General features: G+C 60.3%; 26 protein-coding genes. All 26 read right to left on the bottom strand.

Annotated elements, in window-relative coordinates:
• Positions 1 to 49: 49 nt before the first annotated feature.
• The 26 genes from recX to ACOYXG_RS05425 all read right to left on the bottom strand — a co-directional run bounded on the left by recX (position 50) and on the right by ACOYXG_RS05425 (position 20,258).
• Complete coding sequence (gene recX / locus ACOYXG_RS05550) at positions 50 to 520, bottom strand: recombination regulator RecX (protein WP_027611085.1); 471 nt, start codon at positions 518 to 520, stop codon at positions 50 to 52.
• An 8-nt stretch (positions 521 to 528) separates the two neighbouring features.
• On the bottom strand, positions 529 to 1,587 hold the full coding sequence (recA, locus tag ACOYXG_RS05545; RefSeq protein ID WP_003222269.1) for a recombinase RecA: 1,059 nt from the start codon (positions 1,585 to 1,587) through the stop codon (positions 529 to 531).
• 83 nt (positions 1,588 to 1,670) lie between these two features.
• Positions 1,671 to 2,171 (bottom strand): CinA family protein, encoded by a 501-nt coding sequence (locus ACOYXG_RS05540; protein WP_096795871.1) that lies wholly within the window; start codon positions 2,169 to 2,171, stop codon positions 1,671 to 1,673.
• A gap of 68 nt (positions 2,172 to 2,239) precedes the next feature.
• Positions 2,240 to 2,758, bottom strand: a complete 519-nt coding sequence (locus tag ACOYXG_RS05535) for a lysis system i-spanin subunit Rz (protein ID WP_097086511.1) — start codon at positions 2,756 to 2,758, stop codon at positions 2,240 to 2,242.
• The gene (locus ACOYXG_RS05530) at positions 2,737 to 3,303 is read right to left on the bottom strand and encodes a glycoside hydrolase family 19 protein (protein ID WP_095138409.1); all 567 of its coding nucleotides are present in this window, start codon (positions 3,301 to 3,303) and stop codon (positions 2,737 to 2,739) included. The genes ACOYXG_RS05535 and ACOYXG_RS05530 overlap by 22 nt, the downstream gene beginning before the upstream one ends.
• Positions 3,304 to 3,336: 33 nt before the next feature.
• On the bottom strand, positions 3,337 to 3,591 hold the full coding sequence (locus ACOYXG_RS05525; protein ID WP_103367821.1) for a hypothetical protein: 255 nt from the start codon (positions 3,589 to 3,591) through the stop codon (positions 3,337 to 3,339).
• Complete coding sequence (locus tag ACOYXG_RS05520) at positions 3,591 to 4,751, bottom strand: glycine-rich domain-containing protein (RefSeq protein ID WP_346651740.1); 1,161 nt, start codon at positions 4,749 to 4,751, stop codon at positions 3,591 to 3,593. The genes ACOYXG_RS05525 and ACOYXG_RS05520 overlap by 1 nt, the downstream gene beginning before the upstream one ends.
• Before the next feature lie 18 nt (positions 4,752 to 4,769).
• Positions 4,770 to 5,216, bottom strand: coding sequence for a phage tail assembly chaperone (locus ACOYXG_RS05515; protein ID WP_097086504.1), 447 nt, complete (start codon positions 5,214 to 5,216; stop codon positions 4,770 to 4,772).
• On the bottom strand, positions 5,217 to 6,113 hold the full coding sequence (locus ACOYXG_RS05510; RefSeq protein WP_103367823.1) for a gp53-like domain-containing protein: 897 nt from the start codon (positions 6,111 to 6,113) through the stop codon (positions 5,217 to 5,219). It abuts the gene before it with no gap.
• Between the two features lie 22 nt (positions 6,114 to 6,135).
• Positions 6,136 to 6,702, bottom strand: a complete 567-nt coding sequence (locus ACOYXG_RS05505) for a tail fiber assembly protein (protein WP_460356365.1) — start codon at positions 6,700 to 6,702, stop codon at positions 6,136 to 6,138.
• A gap of 8 nt (positions 6,703 to 6,710) precedes the next feature.
• A complete protein-coding gene (locus tag ACOYXG_RS05500; protein WP_460356362.1) occupies positions 6,711 to 7,805 on the bottom strand; it encodes a phage tail protein in 1,095 nt (364 codons plus the stop codon).
• Between the two features lie 57 nt (positions 7,806 to 7,862).
• Positions 7,863 to 8,288: a tail fiber assembly protein gene (locus tag ACOYXG_RS05495; RefSeq protein WP_103367826.1), complete on the bottom strand. Its 426-nt coding sequence runs from the start codon at positions 8,286 to 8,288 to the stop codon at positions 7,863 to 7,865.
• 1 nt (position 8,289) lies between these two features.
• Positions 8,290 to 9,021 carry a hypothetical protein gene (locus ACOYXG_RS05490; RefSeq protein ID WP_041072249.1) on the bottom strand — a complete coding sequence of 244 codons (732 nt, stop codon included), beginning with the start codon at positions 9,019 to 9,021 and terminating at the stop codon, positions 8,290 to 8,292.
• A gap of 14 nt (positions 9,022 to 9,035) precedes the next feature.
• Positions 9,036 to 9,635 carry a YmfQ family protein gene (locus ACOYXG_RS05485; RefSeq protein ID WP_460356359.1) on the bottom strand — a complete coding sequence of 200 codons (600 nt, stop codon included), beginning with the start codon at positions 9,633 to 9,635 and terminating at the stop codon, positions 9,036 to 9,038.
• Positions 9,623 to 10,669: a baseplate J/gp47 family protein gene (locus ACOYXG_RS05480; RefSeq protein ID WP_460356357.1), complete on the bottom strand. Its 1,047-nt coding sequence runs from the start codon at positions 10,667 to 10,669 to the stop codon at positions 9,623 to 9,625. Before ACOYXG_RS05480 ends, ACOYXG_RS05485 begins: the two co-directional genes overlap by 13 nt.
• A complete protein-coding gene (locus tag ACOYXG_RS05475; protein ID WP_460358404.1) occupies positions 10,659 to 11,057 on the bottom strand; it encodes a phage GP46 family protein in 399 nt (132 codons plus the stop codon). Before ACOYXG_RS05475 ends, ACOYXG_RS05480 begins: the two co-directional genes overlap by 11 nt.
• The gene (locus ACOYXG_RS05470; protein ID WP_460356354.1) at positions 11,057 to 11,566 is read right to left on the bottom strand and encodes a phage baseplate assembly protein V; all 510 of its coding nucleotides are present in this window, start codon (positions 11,564 to 11,566) and stop codon (positions 11,057 to 11,059) included. The genes ACOYXG_RS05475 and ACOYXG_RS05470 overlap by 1 nt, the downstream gene beginning before the upstream one ends.
• 141 nt (positions 11,567 to 11,707) lie before the next feature.
• Positions 11,708 to 12,751 carry a phage baseplate assembly protein gene (locus ACOYXG_RS05465; protein ID WP_460356352.1) on the bottom strand — a complete coding sequence of 348 codons (1,044 nt, stop codon included), beginning with the start codon at positions 12,749 to 12,751 and terminating at the stop codon, positions 11,708 to 11,710.
• A gap of 3 nt (positions 12,752 to 12,754) precedes the next feature.
• A complete protein-coding gene (locus tag ACOYXG_RS05460) occupies positions 12,755 to 13,990 on the bottom strand; it encodes a DNA circularization protein (protein WP_460356350.1) in 1,236 nt (411 codons plus the stop codon).
• Positions 13,977 to 15,974: a phage tail tape measure protein gene (locus tag ACOYXG_RS05455; RefSeq protein WP_460356348.1), complete on the bottom strand. Its 1,998-nt coding sequence runs from the start codon at positions 15,972 to 15,974 to the stop codon at positions 13,977 to 13,979. Before ACOYXG_RS05455 ends, ACOYXG_RS05460 begins: the two co-directional genes overlap by 14 nt.
• 130 nt (positions 15,975 to 16,104) lie before the next feature.
• Positions 16,105 to 16,401 carry a phage tail assembly protein gene (locus tag ACOYXG_RS05450; protein WP_003222226.1) on the bottom strand — a complete coding sequence of 99 codons (297 nt, stop codon included), beginning with the start codon at positions 16,399 to 16,401 and terminating at the stop codon, positions 16,105 to 16,107.
• A complete protein-coding gene (locus tag ACOYXG_RS05445) occupies positions 16,398 to 16,745 on the bottom strand; it encodes a phage tail tube protein (protein WP_007964335.1) in 348 nt (115 codons plus the stop codon). The genes ACOYXG_RS05450 and ACOYXG_RS05445 overlap by 4 nt, the downstream gene beginning before the upstream one ends.
• A 67-nt stretch (positions 16,746 to 16,812) precedes the next feature.
• The gene (locus tag ACOYXG_RS05440) at positions 16,813 to 18,309 is read right to left on the bottom strand and encodes a phage tail sheath subtilisin-like domain-containing protein (RefSeq protein WP_041072261.1); all 1,497 of its coding nucleotides are present in this window, start codon (positions 18,307 to 18,309) and stop codon (positions 16,813 to 16,815) included.
• Positions 18,309 to 18,488 (bottom strand): DUF2635 domain-containing protein, encoded by a 180-nt coding sequence (locus ACOYXG_RS05435; protein ID WP_027611066.1) that lies wholly within the window; start codon positions 18,486 to 18,488, stop codon positions 18,309 to 18,311. Before ACOYXG_RS05435 ends, ACOYXG_RS05440 begins: the two co-directional genes overlap by 1 nt.
• On the bottom strand, positions 18,485 to 19,069 hold the full coding sequence (locus tag ACOYXG_RS05430; protein WP_460356343.1) for a phage tail terminator protein: 585 nt from the start codon (positions 19,067 to 19,069) through the stop codon (positions 18,485 to 18,487). The genes ACOYXG_RS05435 and ACOYXG_RS05430 overlap by 4 nt, the downstream gene beginning before the upstream one ends.
• A gap of 160 nt (positions 19,070 to 19,229) precedes the next feature.
• Positions 19,230 to 20,258: a phage late control D family protein gene (locus ACOYXG_RS05425; protein ID WP_460356339.1), complete on the bottom strand. Its 1,029-nt coding sequence runs from the start codon at positions 20,256 to 20,258 to the stop codon at positions 19,230 to 19,232.
• Positions 20,259 to 20,261: the final 3 nt, after the last annotated feature.

The following is a 20,261-nucleotide window of genomic DNA, read 5'->3' as shown; positions in this document are numbered from 1 at the left end:
AAAAAACGGCCGGCTATTTTCATAGCGGGCCGTTTCTATTTAAACCGATTTAATCGTCCATGCTTCTGCCGCTGAACAAGCGGTTGATCATCTCCATCGAAAAACCCCGATAGGCGAGGAAGCGGCCTTGTTTGGCCCGCTCCTTGGCGTCAATCGGCAAGTGTCCGGAGAACTTGCGTTGCCACGTCTCGCGAAGCTGCTCCTGCCAGTCGATACCGCTTTCACGCAGGGCGAGTTCGATATCGGCGCGTTGCAAACCCCGTTGGCCCAGCTCTTCACGAATGCGCAAAGGGCCATAGCCGGAGCGGGCACGGTAGGAAACAAAGCTTTCAAGGTAACGGGCTTCGGAAAGCAGCCCCTCTTCCGTCAACCGGTCGAGGGCTGTTTCGATCATTTCCGCCTCAGCGCCGCGCTGACGCAGTTTACGCGTCAGTTCGACTCGACCGTGCTCGCGTCGAGCGAGCAGGTCCATGGCGGTTCGCCGCACCGCGACGAGGGTATCGAGTACAGCGGTGGTCATCGCTGCGATCAGATATCAGCGTCAGCCAGGTCGTCTTCGGTCTCTTTGACCGCAGAAGCCTTGGAGTCGGCGATCACCGCTGGCGACAGCAGTTTGTCACGCAGCTGCTTCTCGAGCTTGGCAGCGACTTCCGGGTTGTCTGCCAGGAACTTGGCCGAGTTGGCCTTGCCCTGACCGATCTTGGTGCCTTCATAGGCATACCAGGCGCCGGATTTCTCGACGAAACCATGCAGCACGCCCAGGTCGATCATCTCGCCATTGAGGTAGATGCCCTTGCCGTAAAGGATCTGGAACTCGGCCTGACGGAACGGCGACGCCACCTTGTTCTTCACAACCTTGACGCGGGTTTCGCTGCCAACCACTTCGTCGCCTTCCTTCACCGCGCCGGTACGGCGGATGTCGAGACGGACCGAGGCGTAGAACTTCAGCGCGTTACCACCGGTGGTGGTTTCCGGGCTGCCGAACATCACGCCGATCTTCATGCGGATCTGGTTGATGAAGATCACCAGGCAGTTGGCGTTCTTGATGTTACCGGTGATTTTACGCAGCGCCTGGGACATCAGACGGGCTTGCAGGCCCACGTGCATGTCACCCATTTCGCCTTCGATTTCAGCCTTCGGTACCAGTGCCGCCACCGAGTCGACGATGATCACGTCTACTGCGTTGGAGCGCACCAACATGTCGGTGATTTCCAGTGCCTGTTCGCCGGTGTCCGGCTGGGACACCAGCAGGTCGTCGACGTTGACGCCCAGCTTGCCGGCGTACTCAGGGTCGAGGGCGTGTTCGGCGTCGACGAATGCGCAGGTCGCGCCGGCTTTTTGCGCCTGGGCGATCACGGACAGTGTCAGTGTGGTTTTACCGGAAGATTCAGGACCGTAGATTTCAACGATACGGCCTTTTGGCAGACCGCCGATGCCGAGTGCGATGTCCAGACCCAGAGAGCCGGTGGAGATAGCCGGGATCGCCTGACGGTCCTGATCGCCCATACGCATTACGGCACCCTTGCCGAATTGACGTTCGATCTGACCCAGGGCCGCAGCCAAGGCTTTCTTCTTGTTGTCGTCCATTAAAGTCCTCACGTAATCAATAAGGCCTGACGGCCAACACCTGTATAAGTAGCCAGTATTATTCCACAGCGTTCGCGGATCGCCTACCCCTGATTTTCGATTTCTCGTGCCGCTAGTCGCAACAGCCCCTCTAGCGCGGCCTTCACCGTTTGTCGGCGGACTTCATCGCGGTTGCCGGGGAAGTGCTGAACCTCACTGGAAACCGCATCGCCCACGCCCCAGGCCAGCCACACCGTGCCCACCGGTTTGTTCGGTGTACCGCCATCGGGCCCCGCCACGCCGCTGACCGCCACGGCAAACCGCGCCAGACTGTGCTTCTGCGCACCACGCACCATCGCCTCGACGACTTCGCGACTGACCGCACCCACCGTGCCGAACAATTCGGTGGGGACATTCAGCTGCCGGGTCTTCTGCCGGTTGGAGTAGGTCACGTAACCGGCCTCGAACCACGCCGAGCTCCCCGGAATCCGCGTGATCGCTTCAGCAATTCCGCCACCGGTACACGACTCGGCCGTGGTGACGTGGGCGTTGAGCAACTGCAAACGTCGGCCGAGCTCGGCAGCCAGTTGAGTGATCTCTTTCACGGTGCGCTCCGGATCGGATGGAATGACTACCACCGTACACGACCCGGTTGCGCTTTCAATACACAGACTCATTCAAAATGTTCGGGCGCCAGCGCTCTGACATAGGCCTGACAGGCCTGCAAGGCAATCAGTCCGCGGTCACCGGTGTCGGTGATGGCGATAATTCGTTGAGCATGCGCCGGGTCAAGTCGGGCGCGTACGGCTGCATGATCCACGCCGCCGGGGCCGGCGGTGGCTGGCACCCCGCAGCCTTGGGCAACGTCGCCAGCGTCGATGAGGACTGACAGGCGCAAATCAGCAGTGGCAAGACGATCGCGCAGGCGATCCTGATCACGTTGGGCATCACTGAGTGCTCGATAGTGGGTTTGTTCACTGGCTGCGAGGCGTTGCTCAAGGGCCAGACGTTTATCCTGCTCGACCTGCTGCGCGCTGGCTGCGGCCACATTCAGCTGATTGAGAGTGTCGGCGTTTAACCGCGCCTGCTCCGCGAGTTGTCGCCCGTAACGCCAGTCCTGAAACTGCCAGGCCAGCGCAGCGCCCCCCAAGGTCAGTAACAAAAAGCCGGTTAAACGCCAGGAGACGGACATAGCACCGCCCTCGCCCGCGCCCAGATGTCGAGCCGATCCTGCAGGCCATTCAACCCGCCGTTGATTCGGCGGGTGATGCTGTTGAACTGGTCGCGGTCGGCCAGATCGTTCAGGCCGTTCTGCTCCCAGAACCATGCCGCCGATTCCGCTGCCCATTGCGGTTGCTCAAGCAATTCCGGCAAGGACAGCAGACGTTCATCGCCGAACAGGCCGAGACTGCACTGCCGATAGTTGCTGCGCCCGGTGATCTGGATCAGCCCGCGACCGCGGTACTTCTGCCCGTCGCCGTCGGCCTCGGGCGTGTTGCCCAGACGTAACGCCAGCGTGCCAGTGTCGTATTTGCTCAGGTACTGGTTGTTGCCCAGCTCGCGCACGTATTGCAGTTGCCCCGACTCATGGCCGACTTGCGCCAGGAACGCGGCGATGCGTTTGGGCGAGTCGATATGGCGGCGAGTCATTGCGTTGTTGAGTGCAGAAACAAAAACGCCCGCTTGGCTGCGGGCGTTGGGCATGATGGTTTTAAGGTTGTCTTCAGTTATTTGCATGATGCGTGATCCTCCCTGGAAGCTCCGATTGAATCATGGTTGGCGGACAACGCCCCCCAGCCATTTTTTTGCCAGAGTTGTCAGGGTGTTGTTCGGGGCCGCGACCTCGGGGGCCGTGAACACCCAGCCGAGAGTGCCGAAGTTGGCGTTCCAGTCGATTTGCGGTGTCGGTGTCACGTCGGTGATGTCGACCCACAGCAGTTCCGGATGGAACATATTGGCCATGTTGCCGTCAGTCGAGAACAGTTCGGCCACAGTGTTGTTGACGATGCGTGCGTAGGTTTTCATCAGGCGTACTCGTAGATGATCACTGCACCAGGGGCACCGGAAGCCCCCGGTCTGCCAGATTGACTGGGGGCGTTGGCAATGCCGCCCGCTCCGGAACCGAACCCGGAACCAGGGGCCGCGATTGCTCCCTGCGCACTGCTGGCAACACCACCATTGCCCAAGGGCGAGTTGGCACCATGTCCGGCCAGGGTCGACGCATTGATGGAAATACCTGTCGAACCGGCAGAACCCGCCATGCTGACGATGTTCCCGCCTTTCGCAGCTTGGCCGGGATACCCACCAACATACAGACCGGTCCCTGGGAAGCTGGTGTAACCCAACGAGGTCGAACCAGCACCGCCAGGCGCTGAAACCAACGATCCCAAGGAGCTGGTTCCGCCCGTTCCAGCGTCGGATGCGATCAAACCTGCGGCGCCACCAACGCCCACCGTGACGATCTGACTGGCTCCAACCGTTGCGGCCGAAAGCCAGGCTTCCGCGTAACTACCAGAGGCCCCTCCACCTGCAAGCGAATACTGGGAAGCAGTTGTCCCAACAATGCCTGCACTCCCGCCCCCTCCGCCGACAACTTTCACCAACACATTCTTCATCCCCACCGTCGGCACATAAGTGCCAGACGAGGTGAACGTCCTCACACTCAACAACCGCCCACTGGCACCACTGCCACCGCCGGCATACACCAGCACCCAACTTTCCAACGCCGCGCTGTACACCACCGAACAAACACTGCCGCCGACAATCTCGGCAGGCCGCAATGCACTCGATGCAAGATTTACCAGCGGCTTGGGCATCAACCCGTTCGGTGCAAAGGTACTCGCTCCGGTATTGGCATTACCGGCGGTAAAGCGCAGCGCCAAGCCGTCCTTCAATGCGGTGACGGGAGGCACATAATTGGCCATGTATAGATTGGCGGCGCCGATGTCAGTGGCATGTTTGTCTTCACCTGCCTGACTGAGTTTTTGCACCGCTTGCAACAATTGGGTTGCATCGGCTTCGCTTGGCTCAAGGCCGGCGGATTTGACGACGTTCAACAACTCATCGGTGACGCTGTTGCCCCAGGTCGCCGGGATCAACGATCCGGGCAATCCCGCGACAACATCTTCATTGACGAACTTGCCGTTCACCAGCCCGACGCTGGGAACACTTTTTGGATAATCCATGTATGTTTCCTCTACGGCTCAAACCGCATTTGCCAACCAACGCGGCGCTACAGGCCGATGCTCACTGAAAGGAAAAAAAGAACCCTGCGGCCAATCGCGCAATTCGCGGCGATAGGTTTGCAGCTCGGCATATTGCTCGCTGGTCAGCGTCGTGCCACCACCGTCTTCAAGCTCATCACGATCACGTGCAACCAGACCATCGGTGGCAGCCAGTTGTGCTGTACGCCAGCTACGTTCAGCATCTGCCGCTTCTTCTGCCGAATAAGGTGGTGGATCAACCAGAGTCGGATAACCGTTATCCGCGTGCACACCGACCACTTTTGCACTCACCGCCAGTTGCTGCAGCAGTGAGATCCAATAGGTCTGGGGAATTTCAATGACGTCATCCGGAATATCCGATGAGTTGATAGCGGGAACATAAACCCCACGGGTGCTGGCGCTGAACAAGACATTGAACGGATTCATTTAATAACCCTTTGCGAAGAAGTTGATACCCCAGCCTGCAGACACTTCGCCGCTGTAGCTTCGAACTTTCAGACGGCACCCCTGCTTCGACGCAGAGTTCGCGTACATGACGACCATCGCCCCATCGCCTCCTACGTGCATGGCGATGATCGAAGAAAACGCGGTAGGGAAAGAGATCGGAAAGACGACGTTGACATCGCCATTGGCATCCGTCGTGCCAACACCCCATTGATCGATATTGCCGCTGGCATAACGCTGGTAGCCAATGTTGCCGTACACACCGGAGTGTGCCGACGCATATCGATCACTCACCGAGCCGCCATAGAGGCGCCACTGTCCCGTGAGTTTGATCAGATAGGCAGTGTCACCAATACCCAACTTCAGTGGGCCGGATGTGCCATTACAGGTAAGGAGTCCATCGTTACCGGAAGGATTGACGGTCAACACGCCGGTACCCGCGTTGATTACGTGAATCGTGCTCGCATGGGCCACACCATTGGTAGACGGCAGCGTCGCAGTCAGCGCGCTGGCACTGGAGAAACTCGCGACACCGCCAATATTCGCTGCGTTCAATACCGTGCTGGCGGCGTAAGAAGCAAAACCGGAGAACTGTAGTCCCGCCCGCGTAACAAACTCTGTGGTCGCCATCGACTGATCATTGGAGAACTGTGGTGCAGTCAAAAACAACTTGTTGCTGCGCAATGCGGTTAGCACCTGATCATCTTTCGCTTCCGTCGGAGCGGTGCCACCAGCATTGATGACATTCAACAACTCTTGGGTAACGCTGTTGCCCCATTTCGCCGGAATCAACGAGCCCGGCTTGCCGGTCAGCGGGTCTTCATCGACAAACCGGCCGTTGACCAGGCCGGCACTAGGGACACTGTTTGGGTAGTCCACGGTACTTTTCCTTATGTGTGAGTCAGGTGTTTACTGCTGATTCGGGCGCAACCGGCCAGGTAATTTCGTCAGGAAAACCAGCCTGTTTTTCGATCCGGTTCAGCTCGACGCTGTAGAGCTTCCATTCGATCAGCAGCAGTTGTTCGTCATGGTTGGCATCGCCAATATCCTCGGCGTATTGCAGCGGGGCGATGCGCAGGACGGCGTCGCGCAGCAGTGCGTCGCGCTTGCCGAGACATTGCTGTCTGATGCTCGCCAAACGAGCCTGCTCATCCAGCACCCAGGCGTTGTCGCGCCAGATGTGGAATTCACCTGGCCATGGCTGTGCGGTCAGGGTATCCGGCAACTCACCCAGGTCGGTCCAAATCTGCTGCGCACCGCCTTCCTTGCGATAAACCACGCCACGGCGATCGATCACCTCACGCGGTACGCCGTTGATCAGTGCCCAGCTACGGCCGGTTTCCGGCTCAGGCAATTCGTACGCCAGCTCAACAGCATTACCGGGTAACTGGATGCCAATGCCCGGCGTGACAATGAACTCGACAGGCCCGGACAGAGCGCCCGAGCCATCAAATAGATAATTGAACATAAAGTGCCTCAGATGAGTTTGATGCGGCCGGGATAGGCGATGTTGCGCGGGCGGGATTTGAAGGCGTAGAGCAATGTTGCTGCGGTATCCCTCTGGTAAGTGGTATTAACCGGAAAAGTCGGACCACCATTGATCAATCCCGTCACGTATTGCGGTTCTTCCCGGGTATCCGCGCCAAAACTGGTCAAGCTATCTGACCAGTACGCGCCAACAGCGCCTCCGCCATTGGCACCTTGCGCATACGAATGCGTCGATCCAGTCTGAAAAGTGCCCATCGCACGCCCGGCATCCACACCACGACCCTCATCCAGAACCCGCAGGAACTCCCCTCGCCCTTCAGGGCCACGAAAGGTCGTCGCACCGTCACCCGTGGTCCATTTCCCCTCGGAGCCCACGCGTAAGGCTTCAGTCTCCAGCATTCCCGATTGCTGTGCGTGATCCCACAGCCACGGCCATTCCGCGCGTTTCATCACGGTGCCGTTCAATGCACCGTATCCGCCGGGACTGAGCATCAGGGTCGTCTCGAAAAACGGCCGCCCCAATGGCGTATTGTCGAAACGACCGACCGGCCACCAACTCCCCGCCCCATCACTGCGCAAATGCCACCAGTCACCGCCGCCCATCAATACGAAGAACGGATAACCGCTGGCCGACAGATGGGTGTGAAAACGAATCCCGTCGGTACCGGACGCCTGGATGACCATGCGATTACCGCTGTTGTCCACCCGCCGAACAATCACGTCGCGCACACCGAGGGCGGCGTTGGCCGGTGGCAGCAGCAAGGTCACTGGCCCCGGGCTGCCGTCGATCAGCACCAGGCCAAGCTCGGCTTCGGTCAGGGTTTTCGATGCGGCCAGTCGGGTGATGACCGAACGCATCGGGCTCGCTCTGCCGATGATCGACTGAATCGCCTTGTACAACTGCCCGGTATCGGCTTCAGAAGCCACCAACCCGCCGCCGTTAATCACACTCAGGATCTCCTGAGTCACGCTGTTGCCCCACACCGCCGGAATCAACGAACCCGGGGTTCCCGCCACCGGGTTTTCATCGACAAAGCGGCCATCGACCAGGCCGACGCTGGGGACGCTTTTTGGATAATCCATAGTTAACTTTCCTTTACCTGGAACATTGATGGGCGATGCCGACGATGCAGCATCCATTCACTCGGCAGTCATCCAGGCAGGCTTTTTCGGTCGAGAGCGTTTGGAGGGGAATTTCTTCGCCTGGGGCCACTTGCGTAGCGCCTGCAGGTAATTCAGCAGGGTCAGATATTCAGAGTCGGATAGCGTGGTGGCTTTTATCAATTCCACTTCGTCCCGATGGCGGTCACGCAACCAGACCACGCGATCAAATTCCTTGTCGCGCCATGCCTTTGCTTCGATCAGCGCTTGCTCGCCTGAAAGGGGCGTCGACTCGATCAGTATCGGCAGACCTTGCTCGTCATGGGACCGCTCGGTTCCGGCTGCAGGGTTAGCAATAACCGACTCGTAACGCTCGTCGTCAATTTCAACGGCATCGCCCGGGAGGCTCGTGTGATAGCCCGACAAATAAGTGTTGCCAGTGGTGCAGCTATAGAAACGTTTCATTTCAGTTCCCCACTCCCAGCACAGTGACAAAACCGGTGCCACCGGAATTACTCAAAACCTGCACCTGGCTAGAATCAAAATAGGTCACCAAGGGTGGAGTGGTGATATCGAAATAGGGTGCGTTTCCGCCGTGCGAATAACTCGCCCAAGTAGCGGCACACTGGGTCTTGAAAGCCACCGGCCAAGGTTGGGCAGCATAGGTTTTATCTGCAGCAATGGTGATCAGGACCCACTGGATCATGAAGCCCCCCAACCAACTCGGAAAGGCGATATAGCCGTTCGCGCCAATGCTGTAGGAAACACCAAACCGGAGCTTTTTCGGTGTGACGATGGCGGTGTCGTCAGTCCCCGCATTGACTTGGCTTTGGGTCGCGATCCGCGCCCAGCCTAAAACCGTTTCAGTGGCTTGAACCACTTTCTTTTCGATCGCTTGGAAAACGCGCTGCGGCGTCATCAGACGGCTGCTGCTGGTACCTGCTTCGGCCTCATCCTTGCTCGCCAAAGAATCATTTTTGTTCTTCTCGACAATCGTCGAAATCGCCAATCTCAGTTGCGTGCTGTTACCCTCGTCAGGCACAAGTCCGGCGGCAGTGATCGCGTTGATGATTTCATCGGTAACGCTGTTGCCCCATCGCGCCGGAATCAGCGACCCCGGCGTCCCGGTCAGCGGGTTTTCATCGACAAATTTCCCATTCACCAGACCGGCACTGGGCACACTCTTCGGATAATCCATCCCGTCATTCCTCCCTAGTCATAATTGATGTGCACTTTGGTATGCGCCGGCGCACTGCGGTGGATCAGGCACTCAAGCGCCGAGCCGGGGTTGACGCCAAAACGCTCGCCCCAGTAGCTCGCGCCAAAGCGCCGGCCGAGCAGCAGGCGGCCGCCGGTGTTGAGGGTCCACATGAACTGCGCTTCCCAGGTGCCCCAGTGCGCTGCGCCGAAACGCGAGCGGCCCATGCGTGGGGCTTCGTGTTCGGTGATGCTGGCGTTGGGGTAGCCCTGGCTTTTGGCGATGTCGAGGTAGTAACCGACAGCCTGGCTGCCGACCGCGAGCAAGCGCCGGCGTACGGCGAGGCGGCGGTCGTCGAACAGCGGCGTGGCGCCCAGGCACGGGTCGGGCAGCTCCATCACCCGTTCCCAGTCCGGCACCAGTTCGCTGACGCCGGCCGGGTCCATCTCGTTGAGCAGGTCGGCAGCGCGGGCGTCGAGGCGCGCCAGTTCGACGGCCACGCCTTGCAGCACTTCCTCAAGTTCCGGGACGCGTTCCGGGTCCCACGCCGGGCCGGTCGGCAGCAAGGCGCGCAGCTGCGCCTGATATTGCGCGGCGGTTCTTATGCCCCCCATACGCAGCCTCCGAAGGTCAGCAGTTCGCTTTGCCCGGCAGGCACGTCAGCGGCCGGCGCGGTCAGCGTGTGATCGTACTCACCGCCGGCGCTGCTGATGGCTTCGCGGATATGGCTGATCAGCAGCGGCACACCCAGATCGGCCTCGCGGTTGTGCAGGTCGCGCAGTTGCGCTTCAACGGCGGCGCGCACAGCAGTGGTGTCCGGGTTGACGCTCTTGAAGCGATACACCACCGGCACCTGAATCGGCCGCTGCACGTGTACTTCCGCCGTCACCGGACGCAGCGGTTCGATGTACTCCTGAACCTCCGCCAATTGCTCATCGTTGGGCACCGGTTGCGGGTCTTCGTCACGCATGATGAACACCGTCACTGTGCCTGGCCCGAGCAGGCCGCCACGGCACCAGGCCCGCGTCACACCCGGCACTTCCAGCGCCCAGGTCTCGTAGTCGCTGGCCGAACCGCCATGGGGGATCACGCGATAAGAGCGGATCACCCGCGAGCGCAACGACTCCAGACTTTCCCGCGCTACACCACCACTGAGGCCGGGCGCGAGCACCACGAAGCTATTGCCGACGACACCGGCGATCGGCTGCACCGGGTTCAGCGCCAGACCGGTGTCGGCATTGCCCAAGCTGCCAGCATCCAGCGCCGCGACGGTGGTGGTGTTGCTGCCATTGACGGTGGTGCGCGCGGTGGTGACCTTGTAGGTACGGCCATCGCTCGCTTGCAGCAGCGTGTCGACATCCAGCACCGCACCGGCGGTCGCGGTAAAACTGACGCTGCCGGTGGCGACTTGCGCCGGTTTGCGTGGCTGGTTCAGGCGCAGCGCGGCGATGCGTTCCAGGGTCGATTCGTCGGCCTTGTCCGGCAGGATCTGCTCGGCAATCCAGTCGAGATAACCGTACAGGCCATAGGCGGCGCCACCGAGGGTGCGGGCCAGCACTTGCGCATCGGACTGGCGCAGCGAATCGCCGGCCAGGTCGCTTTGGGTGCGCTTGATCAGCACCGGCAGCGAAGGGGTTTCAAACGGCATAGATCACCTGCCAACTGTTATCGGGGTTGATGTCCAGACGTTCGCCATCGGCCAGGGTCAGGACCGTGCGCAGGTTCAGGCGCTGGGCGTCGAGGCGTTCGCTGATGATGTCGATGGCGCTGCAGTGGCCGTCGTCGATCAGCCATTGCAGGGCTTCGCGGGCATAGAACTCGGCGTCCATCTGGGTCTGTCGGGTCAGCTTGACCCGACGCAAAAGCCACAGCCGCGAACCGATGCGATCGTCGGCGACGGTGGGAAAGCTGTCGCCCCACCAGCCGAAGCGCTCCTCGTCGTCGAGGGCGTCGTCATCGGCGGCGCGGCGCCAGGTGAACAGGCTGATGAGCACGGCACGGGTCAGTGCGGCGTAGAGGTTCTGGCTGATGAACATCATTGGCCTCCTGCCGGCGCACCGGTCTGGCCGCTGCCGGCCTGTACGCCAACGTGCACGTGTTTGATCTGGCTGATGCCGCCGGCGAGTTGATCGCCCGTGGAAACGATCTTGCCGGTCTGGTTGATCACCGGCGTGTCGAAGTTCACCGCGCTGCTGGCGCGGATGTTCAGGGTGGCGGTTTCGATGTCGATGATCCGCCCGCGCTTGAAGTGAATTTTGTCGCCCTCGTCGGTGTAGATCGCCACTTCGCCAGAGGCCAGCGACTGCAAGCGATAGCGGCGGTCGGCGACCACCAGGGCGATGGCGTGAGACCGGTCACCGCCGAGAAACGTGACGATGCCTTCGGCGCCGGCCAGCGGGTTGCTGGTGAAACCATAGGGTTCGAAGTGCTCCATGTCGTCGTTCACCTCGCCGGCGGTGAGGCGCATTTGCAGCGATTGCAGCTTGGATGCCGAATGGGCGAGCACGACAGTGCCGCGCGCCAGTAGGCGTGTCAGTAGGCTCATGAATTGTCCTTCAAAAGATGGGCACGACGCGGTCAACTGTAGGAGTGAGCCTGCTCGCGATGGCGTCAGTGCAGTCGACCTTTCAGTGGCCGGTCTACCGCTATCGCGAGCAGGCTCACTCCTACAGGGGCGGTGTCAGGCCTAAGATTTTTTCGGGGGGATGGGATCAGGATCGAAGGTATGCGGTGGCGCCACTTGCAGCGTGGTCACCGAGCCCTGCGCCGAGAGCGAATACGTGACTTTGGAGATCAGCATGTCGCCGTCAAAGCCGAGTACCGGATCCGTGACCTTCACCAGCGTGTTGTGGCGCCACAGATCGCCATTGGCCTGACGCCAGCCCTGCACCTGATAGGTGGTGGTCTGCGCCCGGCCCATGCGGGTGGCGCTTTCCCATTGGGCGCGTTGCTGGGCCAACTCGAACGTCAGTGCGGTGCCCTCGTTGATGATCGTGGTGCGGCGGCGCTTGAAGCTCAGATCAGCCGCGCTGGATTGAACCTCGCTGACGGCCGCCCCGCTCTTCTTGTCCGAGCCTTTCTGCTGACCGATCACTCGGTATTCAGAAAACACCTGGCTCTGATCCATCGGCGCGTTCGCCGACAGAATGTTCTTGCCCAACTCCAGCGCGTCACTGGCCCGACCACCACTACCGGGCTTGGCCAGCACCAGCCGGCCCTGCTCGTCATCGGTGGAAAACACCCGGAACAGCGAGAGCAATCGGTCGATCGACTGGAACACTGTTTCGCCCGGCACGATGGTGTGTTTGGCGAGCCGCGCGGTCTCGGGAATTTCGTTGACCACGTACAGCGAGTATTCCGCCGCCAGAGCCTGGACGATGCTCAGCAGCGGTTGCTCCTGCCATTGGTTCGGCCGGTTGGTGGCTGCGCAATCGACCAGATCCTGAGTCTTGGAACTGCCCTCGATACTCAAGCTGATCTGGCGTCCGTCATAACTGATCGGCGCCTTGAACACGTAGCCGGTGAGCACCAGGTCCTGGCCAATTTTCACTTCGCACGGGTCACCCGGTTTGATCCGTTGATCCACCGTCTGCCCCGGCCACTGCCAGGTGATGTCGAGTTTGAAGGTGCGGAACTGGCGCTCAAGATCGGCGGTGATTTCCACACTTTTCCAGCCACCGTATTCCATGTTGTTGACGGTCAGCGTGACATGGTTGTCTATCTCGCTCATGGTTTACTCCCCGGAGACTTTCACTTCGTTGGGTGAGAAACCAGGATGGGTGATCCCGTTGCGTTGAGTGATTTCCGTGACCCGCGTCGCATCGCCAAGGTACTTGTAGGCCACCACCAGTGCCGGAAAGCTTTCCTGGAACGACTTGCTGACTTGCCGCACACCCGACGACGCGACGGCCTTGAGGTGCGCAAGCAGCGCCTCTTTCACATCGCTGATGGCCTGGTAGTGCACCGGGTCGGCCTTGTCCAGCATCGGGTTGATCGCCACCGCCACGGCGTCACGCAATGCCTGCATGTCGTCACTGACCGGGACTTCCTGGCGCGTTACCGGGCTCGTCGCCTGCTGCCCTACCGTAGGTGTCGATGACAGTTTCACCGGGCTTGTCGCCACCGGCATCGATGCCACCCATTGCGCGACTTTGACCAGCACCGTGTCCTGCACCAGATCGGCCATGGCTTGTGCCGCCGCGTTGGTGTCCTTGCCGGTGGTGATCTTCGGCGCATCAGCCTTGCGGATGGCTTCGAGTTGTTGGGACACGTCGGCAATCACGCCACGGTAGCCCTCCTTCGCGAATGCCTTGAGTTCCTTGATATCGCCGAGCAAGCCTTTGAACTCCGCCGCCACTTCCTTGGGCAACTCCTTGACCGCTTTGACCAGTTCGGTGATCTGCCGATACTGCTCGATCAGCGGTTTGAGCTGCTCTTTGATCACCTCATACACGCCGGTCAGGCTGTTGCGCAGATTGGCGATGCCGATCCGCGCAGCCTTGATCAACGTCATCGCCTGCTCAAAGCGCGCCACCGCAGAACCCAACAAAGTGTCAGCCTTGGCCAACAGAACTTTTTGCGTACTGACGGTAGCGGTCGGAAACGGCAACGGCCGGTCCGGGTAAAACTTCAGACTGAACGTCACCAGCCCGCCGTCCTGGCGGGTGTGGGTCATGTCGCATTCGCCGACCTTGACTTGCAGGCGTCCGAGCCACGGATGCACCAGTTCACCACTGCCCGCCTCCAGGGCCTTGAGCAGCTTGTCGCGCTGCTCCAGGCAATCGGCGCCGATGATGAACGCCGTGATGTCGTGGGTCTTGGCCTGCTGGCCGAGATCCTCGAAATACGGCAGGTCGCGTTGCGGGTATTCGTGCAACTGACCTTTGCGACCGACCGGAGTTTTCGCCTGATCGATCCAGAATCCGACACCGCGAAACGATGCCGGCAACAAGCGGTCACGCCAGTTCATTGGAACCTCCTGCCGACAGCGAGCGATAGCCGATGCGCGAAGACAGCGCCAGGCCCGGTTGATTGGTTTGTGGTTGATCGGTGCGCAGCCCCGCCGGTGCATTTTCGAAGCGCACGGTCAGGCCGCCTTCGAGTTGCGTACGGTTGTTGGCAGCGCTCTGCTGGATCAGGGCGCTGGAGGTTTGTGGCAGCGAACTGCTTAACTTCGGGGCACCGGCAGGCGCTGCCGGGGCAGTACCGGTGAGGGTTGCAAAGACACCGGAGAAATTGCCACCGAACAGTTCTTTAAGCTGCCCGAAAATCCCTTGCAGGTTTGTCCACATGTCGCTGAACCAGGTCAGTACCGGCTGCCATTTCTGCTGGATCGACTCCAGCGGCGACTGGCTGAACAGATCGCCGAAGATGCTCTTCACCACTTGTGCATCCGTGGTCAACGATGCCCACAGACCGGAGAAGTAAGCGCTCACGCCATTCCACTTCGCCATGACCGCTTCCACAGGCGCGCTGCCAAACAGGTTTTGAAACTCGTCTTTCAACGGCTGGGCTCCAGCCCTGAGTACGTCCCACAGCGCGGAAAAAACCGGCGCCAAGGGTTGCCATGCCGATTCAATCATCGCCACCGGCGATTGCGTGAAGATCGATTTAACCTGCTCCCACTGCGCCGCGGCGTTATCGGCAACACCGCCAACAAGATTGCCAAACACATTGCTCAGCGAACCCCAGGCGTCAGTAATCGTCTGCACTGGCGACCAACTGAACTTCGCCTTGAGCGCGTCCACACCGGCAGCAGCTTTGGCCTGGGCGCCAGCGAAGAAATCACTGACGACATTGCTCGCGGTTGCAAAAGCCTTGCTCATCACTTCACTCGGCGAGAAATCGAATTTCGCCCTGAGCCTGTCGATACCCGCTTGCGCATCCGCCATGGTGCCAGCGAAGAAATCACTGACAACGCTACTGGCCTTCGCCAACGCCTTGTTCCACACCTCACGCGGTGAGAAATCGAACTTCGCCCTGAGCTTGTCGATCCCTGCTTGTGCATTCGCCATGGTGCTGGCGAAGAAATCACTGACAACGCTGCTGGCTTTCGCCAACGCCTTGTTCCACAGCTCACTCGGCGAGAAGTCGAAGGCCGCCGCGAGCTTGTCAGTGGCTGCCTGCGCTTTCGATACCAAGCCGTTGTAAATATTGACGACGCTGTCGACGCCGGCAAAAAATTCCGCGCTGATCTCTCCCCACGTTTTGCTGATCAATGCGCCCATCGATTCGATTGCCTGCGTGGTCGCCGCAACTCCAGCGTTGAATTTCGTCGAAACGTAGTCCCACATCCTGCCGAAGAATCCGGAAATCGACGCCCAGTTATTGGTAATCAACCGTGCGCCAATCACGATGATGGCCACCGCTGCCGCGATAGCCGCCGCAATCAGCCCGATGGGCGAGGTCAGAATCCCCAGCACCGCGACCAGCCCCATCGCCCCGACCGTGACCACCGTAAACGCTACGGCAGCGGCCGCCAGCCCTTCGACCAGATACGGATTGTTGGCGACAAACTGGCCAATCGAAGTCATCACCGGTGTCAGCGCCGTGACGATGCCGTTAACCGCCGGCAACAACGCCTGACCGATTTTCAGCGAGATGTTATCCAGCGCCTTGTTGAATTTTTCCAGGTTGGCCGAGGTTTCCCCCTGGACCACCTTCGGCACTTTAAGGCCCTTGAGTGCCCTGGCTTTCTTCGCCAGCGCATCCTGCGCTTCGATGGCTTTTTTGATGCCGTCCTGAAACGGCTTGAGCAAACCACCTTCGGCAATGAAGCCGGCCACGTCCAGCGGCTCGAGGCCGCTGTCTTCCATGCTTTTCTTGAATGCTGCGACCTTGCCGCGCAGCCCCTTCATCTCGGTCTCCATTTTCTCGGCGCCCTTGAGCACCACGAGCATGTTGACCGTGACGGGAAAGTTCTGCGGGATCAGGCTCAAATTTGTATTCGCCATCACTGCACCTGCTGCATCGCATTGATCCGTTGCGCGTGCTCCAGCGATTCGCGGAGCACATCCAGTGGCCTGGCCATCATCTGTTCGGGGTCAACCTTCCAGAACCAGGCCAGGTCATAGGCGACTGCGATCAGGTCGGTGATGGCTCCGACGCCGCACTCATGAAAAAACTCGCAACGGCCCAGCTCAGCGCGTTGAGGTCAGCCAGATCGAGCTGGTTGACCGACGACGGCGGGATGCCGGCGCACACGGCGATGTATTTGGCCGCCACGTCCATGTCGAGGCTGACTTCTTCGCTTTTGTCGATCTTGTACGGCAGCGCCTTGATCGCTCGCACTTCCTGCACCGTCGGACGGCGCAGGACGAGTTCGGTCAGGGGCTCGCCGTGAGCTTCGATCGCAACCTGAAGCTTCACGGCGCCGCTCATTGCCAGGTCCCCTTGATGCCTTCGAATTTCAGTTCGATGGTGGCGTCATCGCCCTTGGAAACCGGCTCTTCGACCAGATAGGCACCGGCCAGCACGTAGACTTTGCCGTTGCTGAATTCGCAGGTAACGGTGATGTCGGTGCCTTCGATCAGCTTCTTCAGCGGGAAGTCGGCGGTGTGCAGCGCGGTCACTTTGAACGACGGCGCGACGTCGGTTTCCTTGTAGAAACCCGGTACGACGGTTTCGCGTTTGACGGCCATCAGCGGGGCTTCGCAGCCGCCGTTGATAGTCAGTTGTGCACCGTCGACTTTGACGTAGCAGGTGCCTGCAATCACTTGACCCATGGTGTTACTCCCTTCAAATAAAAAAGCCCACCGGAGTGGGCTGAATGCTTACGGCCAAACGCGGCGATCAAGCCGCGTCGTCGTATTGCAGACGGAACTGGTTGAGCAGTGCGAACACGCGCAGACCGTTGATGTAATCCGGCGGGAACAGCACGTTCACGCGGCTCGGATCCTGTACGTCGCGCTCGACGATCAGGTGCTCGGCGAACAGCTCGGCGTTCTCCACGTGGCCTTCCAGTTCCAGCTTGGCGTACTGCGCGATCAGCTCGCCGCGAATGGTCGCCGGGGTGACGATCGGCTGACCGGCGCCGAAACGGGTGCCATCGGAGGCCAGTTTGTGGCGACCGTATTTGCTGGTGATCACGCTTTGCAGACGACGCACGATGAACGCCGACTGGTGCATGGTTTCGCTGTCCAGGTAGGAGTTGTCGGCCTGACCGTAAGCGTTCTTCTGGTAGGTGGTGATCGAACGCTGAATGCGCACGTAACCGCCTTCGTAGTACGCGGTGGCAATGCCGTAGTTGAGCAGCGACTGACGCTCGGTCAGGGTGAAACGCTCGCTGGCCGGCGCCGGATCAACACCCGGCAGGCTGCCGCTTTGGGTCGGACGGCTGGCATCGGCGGAGATGAACACCGCGGTGCGCGCAGCCAATGCGGCAGCTTGTACCCAGAACGGTTGCGGTACGCCCGGCTCCAGCGCCTGAATGGTCATGTGCTGATCGTTACGTGCCTGACCAGCAGCGACCAGCGTACCGACGGTGCCGCGCTTGGCGCTGTAGACGTGACCGAACAGTTGCTTGGCCCAGGACCAGCGACCGGTGCTGTCATCCATCACTGCTTGCCAGGTATTGAGGGTCGACAGATCCGACCACGGCAGAGCGATGAACTCGAACGGCTCGTCGCCCAGTGCAGCCACGGCTGCGACCTGGTCCGGTACACCGGCGCCGCCGGTCATGGCGGTGATCGCGGTGGTCAGGCCGGCCGGGGTTTCTTCGCCGTTGCTCTTGCCCAGGCGATTGAACTGCAGGCTGATGTCGTTACCGCTGTCGCCGGTCCATTTGGCGGTCAGGGTGACCACACCTTCTGCAGCCGCCGCGCTCACCGGCAGATCGGCGGTGGCGTTGATTTTCTGTGCCAGTGCGGTAGCCGCTTGAGCAGCGGTGGCACCGTTGACCACGGTGGCCTGCACACGCACACCAGCGACGTACAGGTTGAGCACGCCAGCCTGAGTCGCAGTGCCAGTCAGGGTCAGCACGCCTTTGGCGATGGCGCCTTCAGTGTTGTGCAGCGGCAGGCACCAGATCTCGCCGATCGGGTCGGCCTTGCGGAAGGTCTCGTACATCGAGGCGAGCATCGAGCCCTGACCGCCGATGCTTTTTGCCAGCGCGACGCTGGAGACCAGCACCAGTTTGCCGACTTCAGTCGGGGCGATGTTGTCGTTGACCTGAGCGACGATCAAACGGCGCATGGCCGAAGTCGCGCTATTGGCGGCCGAGTTGTCCATTTCGGCATAGAACAGCGGTACACGAATGTCCGCAGGGATGTTGCTGAATCCGATCGCCATTATTTGGCTCCCTGTGCTTTGACTTTTACGGTTTTGAGAGTGATATCGCCGTCGGCCAGACGTCGGCGCCACCAGGCGCTGTCCAGCACTTCACGGCCTTCTTTGGGCAGCAGATCGCCCGCTTCCGGGTCAGGCACGGCACGGCCAGCGGCCGGCAGTACGGTGATGCGATTGCTCATGGGGTTACGTCTCCAGAGAAAGTCAGTTCCACGCGCCCGTCAGGGCCCGGGTGTTTCAGATTGGGGTCGGCCGGGTCGATCGCATCGACCCGCACGGTGACCCCGGTAAAGGACGACAAACCGTCCAGTTCACGTTCGTGCCAACTCTCCGCAGGCTGACTCGGCAGATTGCGGCCGAGCTGGAACTCGGTAAAAAAGCGCAGCCGATAGAAGGCCCGGCTGCTGTTGATCGAGACCATCTCGCCGCCGTCGTAGACGATGGCGCTGTAGTCATTTCCCGGCTTGAATCCCACCAGCGCGCGCCACAGTTCGGCGCGCAGGTCGTGCAACAGATCCAGCGCTTTTGTGCTGTCGCTGGCGTCGAGCGCCAAGACGATTTCGAAGCGGTCGCGGATCGGTTGGGCGGTGAGGTTTTGTGCGGTGCTGTTGCTGGCCACATCGGCCAGCGGCAGCACATGGGCCGAGGGTGTCGGCAGATCAGCGTTGCCTTGCAGCAACGCCAGATCGACACCCACCGCAATGTGATCGGCAAGGCTTGGGCATTGCCCACGCAGCTGCGTGAGGATCGGGGTGATCTTCATGGTGGTGTTCCAGAGTGTGGGGGAGTTACCGCAGGACCAATGTGGGAGCGAGCCTGCTCGCGAAGGCGGACTTACATTCAAAAACAGTGTTGATTGATCCACCGCTTTCGCGAGCAGGCTCGCTCCCACAGGGGTTTGTGTCGCTCTGAGAAAGAGTGAATCAGTCTTTGGCGCCCGCCTTGGGATCAAGGCCGCTGGCATCGATCATGCAGCGATAGCTGTTCTCGCGATTGCCGCTGGCGGTGACTTTTTCGATCGACCAGCGACCGCGCATGAAGTCTGGCCAGGTGTCATCGAGTACCAACAGGCCTTCGGCAGCCAGTAGCGGGTCGCCCGGGCAAGTGACCTTCAGCTTGTATTTCTCGCGCAGCATCTTGCGCACTTCGGCTTCGCCGATGGCCTTGGCTTCTTCTTCACTCGCCTGTTTCTGGCGAATGACCTTGTAGGGCGCGGAACCGGTGATCACCTCCTGCAGCTTGCCAAAAGCACCGTCCCAGAAGCAGGTCTTGCAACCCTGATTCTGGGTGCGGGCAGTCTCTTCCAGTGTCGCGCTGATAAAGGCGTGATCACCCGGCCGATTGTTGCTGGTCACCGACAGCCTGACGTCCGGTATCACCTGGCCCGAGAGGTTTTTCAACTGCGCCGGTTTAGCCAGCACGTAGAGGTTGTTGAACGGTTTGGCCACCGCGTCGTACTTCTTTGCCAGTCGCGTGATGAAGCTCATGTCGGTTTCGTTCGACTGGTCGATATGAGCAATCCGGATCAGCGCCAGTTCAGGATCGACGCGCGGCGAAAAAGCGTGCCGCGAGACCAGTTCGCGAAACAGTGCGCCAAGGGTGGTGGGGCCATGACTGGCCGTACGCCGTTCCTTGAATCCGGTTTCGTCCTTGCCGCTGAAAGGCGCGGCCGTAGCGACCAGCGTCAGGCGCAGCGGGAACAGCGTTGGTGTCAGTCTGGTCACCTTGAATTGGCCCTTTTCGACCAGCCCGGATTCCAGATAACCCACCCGCAGGCCGATGGTTCCGCCCAGGGTCGGCAAGCCTTCGAGGCCTTCCAGGTCGATCACCAGTGTCAGTTGATCGGACTCCATCCCGGCAGCATCAACGTGCTCCCAACTGATCAGACGCTGATTCAGCAAGTCTTTGTTGGCCCCGTAGATTTCGATCGCCGGGGTGAATCCCTGTGTCATGCA

The organism is Pseudomonas sp. G3-39 (assembly GCF_054790485.1).
Note: the sequence above shows the minus strand (reverse complement) of the source record. Positions and strands in the feature narration are given on the sequence as shown.